We start from the raw sequence: 13467 nt of genomic DNA, 5'->3' as shown, positions 1-13467 counted from the left end.
CCGCCTCAGCACGGCAGATCGAGCCCGCCGTCCGCTCACGCCCGCCTCAGGACGGCAGGTCCAGCTCCGCCCACACGACCTTCCCGGACGGGGTGCGGCAGGCCCCCCAGCGTCGGCACAGCATGTTGATCAGTTGCAGTCCGCGCCCGCCCTCGTCGCTGAGGTCGGCATGCTGGATCTGCGGCAGATCCGGACCGGTGTCGGACACCTCCACCGACAGCCGCTCGTGCCGCACCAGCCGCAGCTCACCCGGGGCGTGCCCGTAGCGCAGGGCGTTGCCCACCAGCTCGCTCACCACCAGTTCGGCGCTGTCGAGCAGGTCCTGCAGTCCCCACTTCGCCAGCAGGCCGCGTACCGTGCGGCGGGCCTGGGACGCTGCCGATCCGTCGGGGGGCAGCGCGTGTACGTACACATCGCTGTCCGGGGTGAGCGACACCGTGTCGGCGATGAGCACGATGGCGTCGTCCGCGGGGTCCCCGCCCCTGTCGGCCCGGACCGCGTCACAGACGGCCGCCGCCTGCGGGAGGGCGGTGCGGGCGGTCCGCAGCAGGCCGGCCAACTGTTCGTCGACGTCCTCCGTACGGGATCGGATCAGCCCGTCCGTGTACAGCATCAGCCGCCCGCCGGGTGGCACCGAGCAGTCGATCGGGTCGTACGGGATCACGCCGGTGCCCAGTGGTGCCCCGACCGGCAGGTCGAGGAAGGACGCGGTGCCGTCCGGGGAGGTCAGCAGGGGTGGCAGATGACCGGCGCTGGCGACTCGGAACGTGTTGTCCCACGGGTCGTAGACGGCGCACAGACAGCTCGCCACCTGGTCCTCTTCCAGGTCCCGCACGGCGAGGTCGAGGCGGGCGAGCACCCGTTCGGGCGCGATGTCGAGTGCCATCAGCGTCCGGGCCACCGTGCGCAGGCGGCCCATGGTCGCGGCCGCGCCCAGTCCGCGGCCCATCACATCGCCCACCATCACCGCGCTGCGGCCGCTGGGCAGTGCCATCACATCGAACCAGTCGCCTCCCACCCCGCCCGGGTCAGGGGTGGGGGTGTAGCAGGAGGACACCCTGAGCCCGGGGGTCTGGGGCGCGGTCCGGGGGAGCAGGGTCCGCTGGAGGGTGACGACCTGGATGCGTTCCCGTCCGTACAGACGCGCGTTGTCGATGTAGACGGCGGCCTTCGAGGCGAGCTCCGTGGCCAGCGCCAGATCGGCCCGCGTGAACGAGGGACGCCTGCCCGCCCGGACGAAGTCGGCCATCCCGAGCAGCATGCCTCGGGCGATCAGCGGGACCGCCATGTACGAGTGCACGCCTGCCCGGCGCATCATCGCCGCGGCCTTCGGGCTCGGCCCCACCGAGTCGTAGTCGGCCCGGGTCATCCTGCTGCGCAGCACCGGGCTGCGGGACAGCAGGCACTGGGCGCCGAGCCGCTGCGGGGTGTGCACGGTCAGCTGGCCCACGGGATCGGGGGCGAGGTCCAGCCCGTCGATCTGGGACACCGCCATTGCGCGCAGCAAGGGCGCCTCATGCCCCCTGCTGCGATCGCCCTCCTCGAAACGCAGAACCGACTCCAGCAGGTCCACCGCACAGCCGTCCGCGAGTTCCGGCACCGCGAAGTCGGCCAGTTCCTCGGCGGTGCGGCGCAGGTCCAGCGTGGTGCCGATGCGCAGACCCGCCGCGTTCAACCAGCCCAGCCGGCGCCGCGCCGCCAGTACGTCGGTCACCGGCGACAGAACTCCGCGCAGCGCCCGATGCCCCTCAAGGAACCGCTGGACCGGGCCCGGCGCGCCGCCGCCCCGCTGTAGTCCGCCCACGCCACCTCCGTCACGTCTGCTTGCGTCGATTCTGCCCAGGCCACGGCTACGGCGCTATCTCCCCGTCGCAGCCTCTCGTATTCCCGCACGGCCGGGCAACCGCTGACGGGACACCGGGCCGGTGGCCGGCGGCCGGTGGCGAGCCGGTCCTGCGTGCCGCGCGCCGATCGGGCCGGACCAGCGTTCAACCGGCCGGGCAATGACCGGCGACGGCGCGTCGGCGGCCCCCTCGGTGACCTCTCCGTCGGTCGCTGTGACGTCCCTGTCGGTCGTTCCCTGTTCGGTGGCGGTCCGTACGGACAGCGGTGAGAGCGCCTCGTGGGACGGCGAGCCCGGCTCGATCGGGCAGCCGATTTCGCGGGCGAGGTGCCGGCGGCCGCGGAGATCGAGAAGCTGCTCGCCACCGGGGTGCTGTACGCCGACGAGTCCTGAGCGGCCGTACATTGGCGGCCATGGCTTGTCGCATCAGTGAGTTGGTCGTCGACTGTGTGGACCCCGAGCGGCTCGCCGTGTTCTGGAGGGGGGTCCTCGGGTATGTGGAAATCGACCGGGAGGACGACGGCAGTATCCACATCGGGCCGCCCGGCATCGGCTTCGGCGGCCCGCAGCCCACCCTGGTCCTCAGCCCCAGCGGCGATCAGCGGCCCCGCAAGCTCCGGCTGCACATCGACGTCAACGCCACCGACCGCGACCAGGACGCCGAGCTGGAGCGGTTGCTGGCCCTCGGCGCCAGGCCCGCCGACGTCGGCCAGACCGGTGCCGAGAGCTGGCACGTCCTGGCCGACCCGGAGGGCAACGAGTTCTGTCTCCTGCGTGCACGGCTCCAGTCGTACTGATCCGCGGGGCTGTTCACTCGGGTGACGGGTGGCCTGCCCCTCTGACGCGGTGCCGGGCCGTTCCGGACCCGGGGTACGCGCTCAGCGGGAGACGAGCGTGTCCCACTGGTCGCGGGTCGGCCCGTCGTGCCGGGGCGTGAAGTCCGGCCGGGCGGCCAGCCAGGCGGTGACGTGGCGGTCCACTTCCTCGGTGCCGTAGGCGTCGTCGGCCGGGCGCAGGAGGTGGCGCACCTGGGCCCGGGCTCGCATGACGACGGGATCGTCGAAGGCGCAGGCGGCCACGGCCGCGGCCCGCCGGTCCGTGGACGGTGCGCCGTCGGCGAGGCGTTGGGCGTTGAGCCGATCGGACTTCATCTGGGCGTCGAACCAGGGGCGAAGCGCCTGGGCCGTCCAGGAGTGGTACCCGACCGGGTCGGCCGCGACCTCGTCCGCGTGGGTGGCGAGGTACTGGGCGGCGAGCAGACCGAGGGCCGCGCCATGACCGAACGTCGGGTTGGTGTGGATGAGGCTGTCCCCGGCGTTGACCAGGCCGGTCACGACCGGTCCGTCGTCGTCGGTGAGGGCCGTCCAGCGGTTGTCGAGACCCGCCATCGCCAGGACGGCGGACTGCGGTTCGGCGTCCAGGCCGAGCCAGGCGGCGGTGGCGGGGAAGCGGCGGGCGGCGGCCTCGAACACCGCCGGATCGGTCAGCGCGGCGCGGGTCGGATCACCGGTGGAGAGCACCAGGTGCAGGGCGAACGTGTCGTTGTCGGAAGGGAAGACACCCGCGAGGGCGAAGGGGACGGCCGAACCGGTCTTCACCCGGCCGGGGTCACGCGGGCCCTCGGCACGCAGGCGGTACCAGCGGCACAGATAGGCGATACCGATGCGCTGGTTGTCGACCACGGGCGGGCGGCAACCGGCTTCGACGAGCCAGCCGGGAACCGGCGAGCGCCGGCCGGACGCATCGACGACGAGGTCGGCCCGGTGCGTGTCCGCGCCCACCCGCACACCGCTGACCCGGGCAGGGCTGCCCTCCCGGACGGTCAGGCCGCTCACCCGGCAGCCCCGTCGCAGTTCGACGCCGGGTTCGTGCCGCACGGCCGCGGCCAGGGCGGCCTCCAGCACGATGCGCCGGGTGCGCACGGTCACCAGGTCCTCGTCGCCGGGCCGGTGCGGCGGATGCTCACCGAACCAGTCGAACTCGTGATACTCGCGGGCGCCTCGTGCCAGCAGGTCGGCGTAGACATCGGGAGTCTCGGCGCGCAGTACGGTGCGGACGGGAGCCAGCAGCGAGTGCGGCTGCGCGGCCTGCGGGACGCGTGGACGGTGCCAGGCGAAGAAATCCCGGTCCAGGTCCTCTCCGGCCTGCCGCGCGTCCTGTTCGAACAATGTGACCGTGTGACCCCTTCGGCCGAGCATGAGCGCCGTCCCCAGCCCGCTGATGCCCCCGCCTATCACCGCAACCCGCGCCACCGAGCTCCCCTTCGCGTCGTGTTGCGCGATGAGCGTACTACTCGATGATCTTCGGTCGGGAACCGCCCTCGTCCGTCGGGAGGATTGCGGGCACGCTCGGCCGCGGCCGCCCGTCGACGCGCGTCCGGGAAGGATCGGCAACACACGCTGCTCATGTCCCCTCCTCATACGCTCGGGACGAAGGACGTCAGATGCCCTGTGTGTCCGCGCTGAGGAGGCGATGGTGCTCGGTAGGGAAACGCGGTTGCTCGCGGGCGGCGTGATCGCGGCGTGCGTGGTGCTCGTAGGCCCCAGCACGCCGGCCGGCCCCCTCTTCGGCAGGCCACAGGCCGTCAGTGCCGAAAGGGATGTCGTACCCAACCGGGTCATGACGTGGAACATCTGCAACCCCTGCGAGGAGAGCAACACCGACCGGGCCGCGGAGATCGCCAGGTACGCGCCCCAGGTCATCGGCCTGCAGGAAGCGTGTGGGCGTGACGTCGAGAGGATCCGGGAGTATCTGGAGACCCGTCACGGGCTGGTCTACCACGTCGAGTACGGACCGGTTCTTCGGAAGTGGAGCCGCTGCGGGGGAGCGCCCTGGCGCCCGGGAGCGTACGGCCAGGCGATCCTCTCGGCGGCACCGATGACCGACCGCCTCAACGTCGAATACCCCGACGGAGGGTCCGAGGACCGCGGCTACATGGCGGTCACCACCACGGTCGGCGGTGAGCGCGTCCGGGTCTTCAACACACATCTCGCCGAACGACGTCAGGAAGTAGTGCGCGCGAATCAGACACGTGTGCTCGCCCCGGCGGTGGCCCGGCACGACCGCGCCATCGTCCTCGGTGACTTCAACGCCGTACCGGACGCTCCCGAACTCAACCCGATCTGGGCACTGGCAACGGACACGGACCCCCAGTGCCGCCCCTCGCTCTACGGCGCCTGCCAGACCACCGCCGACTGGAACACCAAGTTCGACTACGTCTTCCTGCGAGGCATCACCTCGCGCACGCACCACGTCCGGCCCAGCGCGTACTCGGACCACCACATGCTGTACGCCGACCTCGACCCGCTCCAGGCGGCGCCCGGGCGATAGGGCCCATCACACCGCGACGGCACACCTCCGGGAGCCGAGCGCGGGAGCGTCGGGGTGTGCGGCGGCCGAGGTCCGGTGGGACGAGTTCCGGGCACTGGCGGGAGACCGTCCGCCGGCGACACCGGACCCGGCCCGTCCCGGCCGTTCGGACGATGACATGCCCCGCTCGTGATCGGCGGTGTCGCCCGACTCGTCGCGGCACTCGCCGGTGCGGGCGTACGGCCGGCCGAGGGCACCGCGACGTACGCCGGGACGCGGACCGCATGCGGTACGTCATGCGGTCTCCGCACCACTGAGGGTCCGGACAGGCACGCGTCGCCGAGGGTGTGTGCGGACCCGGCCCGCGCGGAACGGCACCATTCGCTCGCCATACCGGCACAGTGCTAGAAATGGGACATGATCGGTCCTTATCGCCGGTCCAGGACGGGAGCGGCGCCGTACGGCGACGGACGCTCCACCGACTCGTCCCGCCGTTCGGGGGAGCGGCATTTCGCAGGGCGCCGTCTCACACCGCCGCTGAGTGTCCGCCCGCTGGCCGCACAGGTCTTCCTGCTCCAGGTACTGATCATGCTGGTGCTGATCGCGGCGGCGGTCGGGGCCCTGGTCGTACAGGGGCGCTACGAGGCCGAGCAGGGCGCCAAGCACCGCTGTCTGGCTGTGGCGGAGGGGTTCGCGCAGCCGCCGGGTACCGCCGCCGCGCTGGCGTCGCCGGATCCGACGGCTCTGCTCCAGCCGGCGGCCGAGGCGGCCAGGAGGGGATCCGGCGTCGACTTCGTCACCGTCCTGGACAGGCAGGGGGTGCGGCTCACCGACCCCCTGCCCGAGCTGATCGGCACCAGGACGGCGGGGGTGGAGCGGGCCGCCGCGGGAGAGGCCTTCACCGAGACGTTCAACGGCGAGCCCGCCGACGCCGTGCGCGCGGTGGTCCCCGTCATGGACGCCGACGGGCAGGTGGTCGGCATGGTCAGTGCCGGGATCCGGTTCGACACCCTGGGGCAGGTGCTGAACCGCCAGGTCCCGGCGATGGTGGCCGCCGCTGCGGCCGCGCTCGCGCTGGCCGTCGTCGGCACTGCCCTGGTCAGCAGGCGGCTGCGTCGGCAGACGCACGGTCTGGGCCCGGTCGAGATGACCCGGCTGTTCGAACACCACGACGCCGTGCTGCACGCCGTGCGCGAGGGCGTCCTGATCGTCGGCGGAGACGGGCGCCTGATGCTCGCCAACGACGAGGCGCGCCGCCTGCTGGACCTGCCGCGGGGCGCCGACCGCAGCCCCGTGGCGGAACTGGGGCTCAGCGCCCGCCTCACCCAGCTGCTGGAGTCGGGCGAACCCGTCTCCGACGAACTGCTCCCGGCCGGTGAGCGACTGCTCGCCGTGAACACCCGCCTCACCGAGCCCTACGGCGGCGGACAGGGCCTGGTCGCCACCCTGCGCGACACCACGGAACTGGAGGCCCTGTCGGGTCAGGCCGAGACGGCGCGGGGACGGCTGACCCTCCTGTACGAGGCGGGCGTACGCATCGGCACCACGCTCGACATCCGGCGCACGGCGGAGGAGCTCGCCGAAGTGGCGGTCCCGCGCGTGGCCGACTTCGTCACCGTGGAACTCCTCGACCTGGTCCTGCACGGTGAGGAGCCCACCGGCGCCGTCCGGCGCATGCGCCGCACCGCGCTCAGCGGCGCCCGGGGGCATCCGCTGCAGCCGGTGGGGGACCTGATCCAGTTCGTGGTGGCCGACACCCCGATGGTGGCGGCGCTGCACCGAGGCAAGGCAGTCCGCGTGGCGGACCTGAACACCGCGCAGGACTGGCGGGCCCAGGACCCCCGGGGAGCCCGCGAGGCGCTGGAGTACGGCATCCACTCGATGATCTCCGTTCCCCTGCAGGCCCGGGGCGTGATCCTCGGCATGGTCAACTTCTGGCGGGGCACGGGCTCCCCTCCCTTCGAGGAGGAGGACGTCGCGGTCGCCGAGGAACTGGTGGCACGGGCCGCCGTCGCGATCGACAACGCCCGCCGCTACGCCCGCGAGCACACCATGGCCGTGACGCTGCAGCGCAGCCTGCTGCCTCATGACGTGCCGGAGCAGGAGGCGCTGGAGATCGCGTGGCGCTATCTGCCCGCGCAGGCCGGGGTGGGCGGCGACTGGTTCGACGTCATCCCGCTGCCGGGATTCCGGGTGGCGCTGGTGGTCGGCGATGTCGTGGGGCACGGGCTGCACGCCGCGGTGACCATGGGCAGGCTGCGGACGGCGGTACTGAACTTCTCCTCGCTCGACCTCGCCCCGGACGACCTGCTCGGCCACCTCGACGAAATGGTGGCCTCGTGGGACACCCAGACGTCGAACCCCGACGCCCATGACGCCCAGGTCACCGGAGCCACCTGTCTGTACGCCGTCTACGACCCGGTCGGCGGGCGCTGCACCGTCTCCCGCGCCGGGCATCTCGCACCGGCCGTGGTCGATCCCGACGGCGGCGTGAGCTTCCCCGACCTGCCTCTGTCACCGCCGCTGGGCGTGGGCGGGCACCCCTTCGAGGTCGGTGAGCTGGACCTGCCCGAGGGCAGCCGGCTGGCGCTGTTCACCGACGGACTGGTCGAGGACCGCGGCAGCGACATCGACGAGGGCCTGCACCGGCTCCGCACGGCCGTCGCCGGTGCGCACCGCACGCCCGAGGAGACCTGCCGAGCCGTCATCGACTCGATGCTGCCCGAGCATCCCAACGACGACGTGGCCCTGCTCGTCGCCCGGACCCGGCTGCTCGACCCGGCCCATGTCACGACCTGGGACGTGCCCTTCGACGCCACGGCCGTCTCCCGCGTCCGCAAGGAGCTGGGCCGCCGGCTCGACGACTGGGGTCTGGAGGCGTCGTCCTTCAGCACGGAACTCATCCTCAGCGAGCTCCTCACCAACGCCATCCGGTACGGCGCCCCGCCCATACGGGTCAGGCTGCTGCTGGGCCGCACCCTCGTCCTGGAGGTCTCGGACGGCAGCAACACCTCACCCCGCCTGCGCCGCGCGGCCACCACCGACGAAGGAGGCCGCGGCCTCTTCCTCGTCTCCCAGTTCGCGGACCGCTGGGGCACCCGTTACGCGGCGAACGGAAAGGTGATCTGGGCCGAACAGACCCTGGGCCGCACCCCCGACCCGGACCCGGCCGCACTGATCGACGAACTGGCCTGGTGACCGTGAGGCCGCTCCGGCGGGCGGCCCGGAGCTCATGCCGCGTGCGCGCCCCGCGCGGCGGACTCGGGCGCCGATCCGGAGGCCGATCCCGGCACCGTCGCGTGCGCTTCACCGGCGACGGACCTCAGACGGCGGCGCGCACGGGCGTGCCGGGGCCCGGAGACCGGAGCGGACAGCCAGTTCTCGACGTGGTCCAGCAGAAGCAGCAGCACGCAGAGCCCCGGCAGCAGCAGGGCCGCTATGACGATCACGGCAGCGTCCTTTCGTCGAACCGTGCCGAGCGAGTGCCCGGATCACGCGGGTTCGTCGCGGGCAGGGTGTGACGATTCGGTGAAGGTGCGCATCCGGTGCCGTACCTCGGGTGCGGCCGCAGGGGACGCGGCCGCCGGAGCCCCCGCCACGACCAGGCCGCCGGAGCCCCCGCCACGACCTTTCTGGGCCCTCGACGTGCGTCAGCGGTGTGTCAGATCCAGTCGGACGTCGACGACCCCCTCGACGGCGCGTACCGCACGGGCGATCACGGGTGCCAGGCCGCGGTCGGGGAGGGACCCGCCGAGCGTGGCCACGCCGTCGGACACCGACGCCGTCAGGACGTCGCCGTAGGGCAGCGTGCCGAGCACGCCGTGGCGGATCTCCTCGGCGATGTCCTCGTCGGAGCGCAGGAACACCTTCAGCAGATCGCCGCGGCTGACCACGCCCTGCAGGAGTCCCGCGCCGTCCACGACCGGCAGGCGCTTGACGTGCCGTCGGGCCATGATGCGTGCGGCGTCGGCCACGGCGGCGTCCGCGTGCACGGTCACGGCCGGGGCGCTCATCAGCTCCCCGGCGGTCACGGCGCCCGCCTTGACCCGCTGCGCCAGGTCGCCCTCCTCCGTGTCGCGGAACTCTTCCTTGGCGAGCAGATCGGCCTCGGAGACGACTCCGACGACGCGGCCCTCACCGGCCAGTACCGGCAGGGCGCTCACCTTCCACTGGTCCAGCAGCTCCACGACTTCCTTGAAGGGCGCCTCGCTGCCGACCGCGACGACCGTGTGGGTCATCACGTCGCTCACGGTGTAGGGGGATTCGGGCATCGCGACCTCCCGAGGTGGGACCGAGTGCCCGGTGGGGGCGCTCACACTTCGACCCTGCCGGACCGCTCGCGCGAGGCACAGGTGCCCAACGGCCTGAACGGGGTACCGGTCGGCCCCGGCCCACCGCCCCCACCCCAAAGGCTTCCGTGGACCCGCCGTTGGGAGACCGGCCAGGGCCGGTCGGCCCCCTGCCGGGCCCTGCGGCCCCTGCCGAGGACCGTGCCGGAGAGGGAGGCTCGAATCGCAACCCCCGGTCCAGATCGCAACCCCCGGTCCAGGAGGTGGAAGGTCATGACCCGCAGCGTCATCGTCGGGCTCGACGGCTCGCGCGAGAGCCGTGCGGCGGCCGAGTGGGCGGCACGTGAGGCGCGGCTGCTCGGCGTCCCGTTGAAACTGGTCCATGTCATGGAGCCGGTGCCGGAGCCCTGGGCGCAGGCACCGCTGCTCGGCGCCGAGACCCAGCAGCACTGGGCGGAGCGCATCCCCCGCGAGGCGGCTCAGGGCATCCGCCTGCGCCACCCGGGCCTCGACGTCGGCATGGAGCAACTGGAGGGCCGGCCCGCCGAGACGCTGCCGGACGAGGCGAGGAACGCCGAGCTTCTGGTGCTCGGCTCGCGTGGGCTGGGCGGGTTCGGCGGATTCGTGGTCGGCTCGGTCGGCCTGTCCGTCGTGGCACACACCGAGCGGCCCGTCGTCCTCGTCCGGGCGGGCGAGGAGGCCGCCGACGAGCACGAGACGCCCCCGACCGGCAGCCCGTCCGCCGAGACCCCGTTCCGGCCCGTCGTCCTCGGGCTCGACGTCGAGAGCCCGGACGCGGCGCTGATCGAGTTCGCGTTCGCCGCCGCCTCCCGCCGCGCCACCGCGCTGCGGGTCGTCCACGGCTGGAACCCGCCGCCGTACTACGCCTACGGCCTGTCCGCGAGCCTCGAACTCCACGGGGCTCTGGCACGGCAGCAGAACCACGCGCTGAGCGACGTGCTGCGGCCCTGGCGCGAGAAGTTCCCGGACATCGAGGTCACCGGGGAGTCACCCTACGGATCCGCCTCCGACCACCTCGTCGACGTCTCCCGCGAAGCCTCGCTGATCGTCGTGGGGCGCCGCCTCCGCCGTCATCCGTTCGGTGCGCACATCGGGCATGTGACCCATGCCGTCCTGCACCACGCCGTCGCCCCCGTCGCCGTCGTCCCGCACCCCTGACCGACCCGCCGCTGAGCAGGCACCTCGACCCGGCGCGCCCGTCGCCTGGGCCGGCCGGGCCCCGACGCACCCCGGTCGGCCCTACGGCGCTCCACCGATCCGCTGGATGCTCGAAGCACGAGAGTCCTGGAGGAGGCACCATGCCCACGACCACCAGTGACAAGGGCGATCCGCCACCGGTCCACGCCCTGCTCACGGACGGCACCACGGTGTGCGTCCGGCCGGTCGTGCCCGGCGACCACGACCGGCTGGAGGCGCTGTACGAGGAGATGTCCCCGGAGAACCTCAGGCTCAGGTTCTTCGCGGTGAGCCGTCGGTCGGTCGCCATGGCCGCCGACCGGGCCTGTGCCCCCGCCCGCGCGGGCCACCGGGCGCTGCTCGCCGAGACGCGGGACCGGATCGTAGGACTCGCCGAGTACGACTCGGGCGGCGACAAGGACTCCGCGGAGATCTCCATCGCCGTGGCCGACGGGGTGCATCACCGCGGCGTGGGCACCCTGCTCGTGGAACACCTCGCCTCCGCGGCCCGCGCCGAGGGCATCGCCTCGTTCACCGCCGACGCACTCAGCGAGAACTACGAGGTGCTGCGCCTCTTCGTCGACCTGGGACTGCGCGTCACCCGCCGCTTCGACGGCCCCGAGGTGCGCTGCGCCGTCGGGCTCGACCCGGACGACACCTATCTGTCCGCCGTGGAGGCCCGCGGCAGCCACGCCGACGTGGCCAGCCTCCGGCCCCTGCTGCGGCCGGACGTGGTGGCCGTCGCCGGCGCGGGACGCAGGCCCGGCTCCGTCGGCCGCGCGATCCTCCACCATCTGCGCAGCGGCGGCTTCACCCGGCGGCTGTTCGCGGTGAACCCCGCCGCCGACGCGATCCTCGGCGTCCCCTGCCACCCCGCCGTCGGTGCCCTGCCCGTCACCCCCGACCTGGTGGTCGTCGCCGTACCCGCCGCCGCGGTGCCCGACACCGCCGAGGAGTGCGGCAGGGCGGGCGTACGGGCGCTGCTCGTGGTGACCGCCGGACTCGACGACGAGCAGGCGAAGGCGCTGCTGTCGGCCTGCCGCACCCACGGCATGCGCCTGGTCGGACCGAACTGTCTGGGCATCGCCAACACCGAACCCGGCCTTCGGCTCGACGCCACCTTCGCCTCCGGCCACGCCCGCCCCGGCACGGCGGGAGTCGCCGTACAGTCCGGCGGGGTGGGCATCGCCCTGCTCGACGGGCTGTCCCGCCTGGGCATCGGCGTCTCCTCGTTCGTCTCCCTGGGCGACAAGTACGACGTCAGCGGCAACGACATGCTCCAGTGGTGGGAGCACGACGGCCGGACCGACCTCGCCCTGCTGCATCTTGAGTCCTTCGGGAACCCGCGGGCGTTCTCCCGTACGGCACGCCGGGTGACCCGCCGTATGCCGGTACTCACCGTGGACGCAGGACGCACCGAGGCCGGTCGCCGCGCAGCCGCCTCACACACCGCGGCCGCCGCCACCCGCATCATGACCCGCCAGGCCCTGTTCACCCAGGCCGGCGTCACCGCCACGCGCTCGATCGGCGAACTCCTCGAAACGGCGGCGCTGCTGCACTCCCAGCCGCTGCCGGAGGGAGCTCGGGTGGCGGTCGTCACCAATGCCCGCGGCGCCGGTGTCCTGGTGGCGGACGCCTGCGCGGAGGCGGGCCTCGCGCTGCCGCCGTTCGCCCCCTCCACGATCGACGACCTGCTCGCCGTACTGCCCGAAGGTGCCACGACCGGCAATCCGGTCGACGCTACGGCGGCGGTGACCGAAGACCAGCTCGGCGCGTGTGTCGACCGGCTCGTGCGCTGCCCGGGCGTCGACGCCGTACTCGTGGTCCTCGTGCCGACCGCGGTCGCCGAGGCGACCGGGGACGACCTGGTCCGGGCCCTCACCAGGGCCCCCGGACGCAGGGCCCGGCCCGTCGCGCTCGTACGGCTGGAACAGGCACAACCGGTCGAACTGCTGCCCGCCGCAGACGGAACCATCCCCTCGTACGCCGAACCGCACGCGGTGGCACGGGCGTTGGCCCATGCGGCCCGGCGCGCTGCCTGGCTCGCCCGCCCCGCAGGCACGGTGCCGGAACTCCAAGGCGTCGACAGCCCGCGCGCGCACGCGGTGGCCGAGGCGTACCTCGCCGCCCACCCTGACGGCGGCTGGCTCGATCCGCGGTCCTGCACCGACCTGTTGGCCTGCTACGGCGTCTCCCAGACGCCGTGGGCGTGGGCCGAGACGGAGGACGAGGCCGTGCGCGCCGCCGAGCGGCTGCGCGGACGCGACGGACGCGTCGTCCTGAAGGCGTACTGGCCCGGACTGGTGCACAAGAGCGTCGAGCGAGCGGTCCTGCTGGACCTTCGCGGCGAGCCGGAGGTGCGGGCGGCCTTCAAGGACCTGCGAACGCGGTTCGCCGGTCTGATGACCGGCGTGGTCGTGCAGCCACTGGCCGCGCGGGGCACCGAACTCCTCGCCGGTGTCGTCCAGGACGAGGTCTTCGGGCCCCTCGTGCTGTTCGGGCACGGCGGTACGGCCGTCGAGGTCCTCGCCGACCACGCGGCCCGGCTCGCCCCGCTCACCGACCACGACACGCACGATCTGATCACGTCCCCGCGCTGCGCCCCGCTCCTGTTCGGCGCGCACGGCAGCCCGCCCGTCGACCTCGAAGGACTGGAACAACTGCTGCACCGGCTGTCCCGCATGGCGGCGGATCTGCCGCAGCTCGCCGAGGCCGACCTCAACCCCGTCCTCGCGACACCGGACGGGGTCGTCGCGCTCGACGCCCGGGTCCGTCTGCTGCCACGCCGGTCCCACGACCCCTACCTGCGTCGACTCCGCTGAGGAGGTC

At 73.1% G+C, this 13467-nt stretch carries 9 protein-coding genes; 5 read left to right on the top strand and 4 right to left on the bottom strand.

All coding sequences use genetic code 11. The features are described 5' to 3' along the window. Positions 1 to 46: 46 nt before the first annotated feature. The gene (locus tag ABZZ79_RS07840) at positions 47 to 1714 is read right to left on the bottom strand and encodes a SpoIIE family protein phosphatase (protein ID WP_356687708.1); all 1668 of its coding nucleotides are present in this window, start codon (positions 1712 to 1714) and stop codon (positions 47 to 49) included. A gap of 542 nt (positions 1715 to 2256) precedes the next feature. Between ABZZ79_RS07840 and ABZZ79_RS07835 the strand changes: the two genes are divergently transcribed. After that, positions 2257 to 2640 (top strand): VOC family protein, encoded by a 384-nt coding sequence (locus ABZZ79_RS07835; protein WP_356687571.1) that lies wholly within the window; start codon positions 2257 to 2259, stop codon positions 2638 to 2640. 81 nt (positions 2641 to 2721) lie between these two features. Here ABZZ79_RS07835 and ABZZ79_RS07830 read toward each other — a convergent pair whose 3' ends face one another. Then, positions 2722 to 4095: an FAD-dependent oxidoreductase gene (locus tag ABZZ79_RS07830; protein WP_356687569.1), complete on the bottom strand. Its 1374-nt coding sequence runs from the start codon at positions 4093 to 4095 to the stop codon at positions 2722 to 2724. Between the two features lie 220 nt (positions 4096 to 4315). Here ABZZ79_RS07830 and ABZZ79_RS07825 point away from each other — a divergent pair, with 220 nt between their 5' ends. Then, positions 4316 to 5173 (top strand): endonuclease/exonuclease/phosphatase family protein, encoded by an 858-nt coding sequence (locus ABZZ79_RS07825; protein ID WP_356687567.1) that lies wholly within the window; start codon positions 4316 to 4318, stop codon positions 5171 to 5173. A 567-nt stretch (positions 5174 to 5740) separates the two neighbouring features. After that, positions 5741 to 8350: a SpoIIE family protein phosphatase gene (locus ABZZ79_RS07820; protein WP_356687706.1), complete on the top strand. Its 2610-nt coding sequence runs from the start codon at positions 5741 to 5743 to the stop codon at positions 8348 to 8350. Between the two features lie 32 nt (positions 8351 to 8382). On the opposite strand, the gene ABZZ79_RS07815 is transcribed toward ABZZ79_RS07820, so the two are convergent. Together ABZZ79_RS07815 and ABZZ79_RS07810 are read right to left on the bottom strand one after the other, a co-directional pair. Beyond that, complete coding sequence (locus ABZZ79_RS07815; protein ID WP_356687565.1) at positions 8383 to 8601, bottom strand: hypothetical protein; 219 nt, start codon at positions 8599 to 8601, stop codon at positions 8383 to 8385. A gap of 201 nt (positions 8602 to 8802) precedes the next feature. Then, a complete protein-coding gene (locus tag ABZZ79_RS07810; RefSeq protein WP_356687563.1) occupies positions 8803 to 9423 on the bottom strand; it encodes a CBS domain-containing protein in 621 nt (206 codons plus the stop codon). Between the two features lie 291 nt (positions 9424 to 9714). On the opposite strand from ABZZ79_RS07810, the gene ABZZ79_RS07805 reads away from it, so the two are divergent. Next, complete coding sequence (locus ABZZ79_RS07805; RefSeq protein ID WP_356687561.1) at positions 9715 to 10620, top strand: universal stress protein; 906 nt, start codon at positions 9715 to 9717, stop codon at positions 10618 to 10620. A gap of 140 nt (positions 10621 to 10760) precedes the next feature. Next, the gene (locus tag ABZZ79_RS07800; RefSeq protein WP_356687559.1) at positions 10761 to 13460 is read left to right on the top strand and encodes a GNAT family N-acetyltransferase; all 2700 of its coding nucleotides are present in this window, start codon (positions 10761 to 10763) and stop codon (positions 13458 to 13460) included. The last annotated feature ends 7 nt before the right edge of the window (positions 13461 to 13467 follow it).

This window comes from Streptomyces sp. NPDC006458 (assembly GCF_040612135.1).
Classification (GTDB): Bacteria; Actinomycetota; Actinomycetes; order Streptomycetales; family Streptomycetaceae; genus Streptomyces.
The sequence above is the reverse complement of the archived record's forward strand: the minus strand, read 5'-3'. Positions and strand labels throughout refer to the sequence as shown.

Coding starts and splice junctions, on each gene's coding strand:
- ABZZ79_RS07835 (WP_356687571.1), top strand. CDS start 2,257: ATGGCTTGTCGCATCAGTGAGTTGGTCGTCGACTGTGTGGACCCCGAG.
- ABZZ79_RS07825 (WP_356687567.1), top strand. CDS start 4,316: ATGGTGCTCGGTAGGGAAACGCGGTTGCTCGCGGGCGGCGTGATCGCG.
- ABZZ79_RS07820 (WP_356687706.1), top strand. CDS start 5,741: ATGCTGGTGCTGATCGCGGCGGCGGTCGGGGCCCTGGTCGTACAGGGG.
- ABZZ79_RS07810 (WP_356687563.1), bottom strand. CDS start 9,423: ATGCCCGAATCCCCCTACACCGTGAGCGACGTGATGACCCACACGGTC.
- ABZZ79_RS07805 (WP_356687561.1), top strand. CDS start 9,715: ATGACCCGCAGCGTCATCGTCGGGCTCGACGGCTCGCGCGAGAGCCGT.
- ABZZ79_RS07800 (WP_356687559.1), top strand. CDS start 10,761: ATGCCCACGACCACCAGTGACAAGGGCGATCCGCCACCGGTCCACGCC.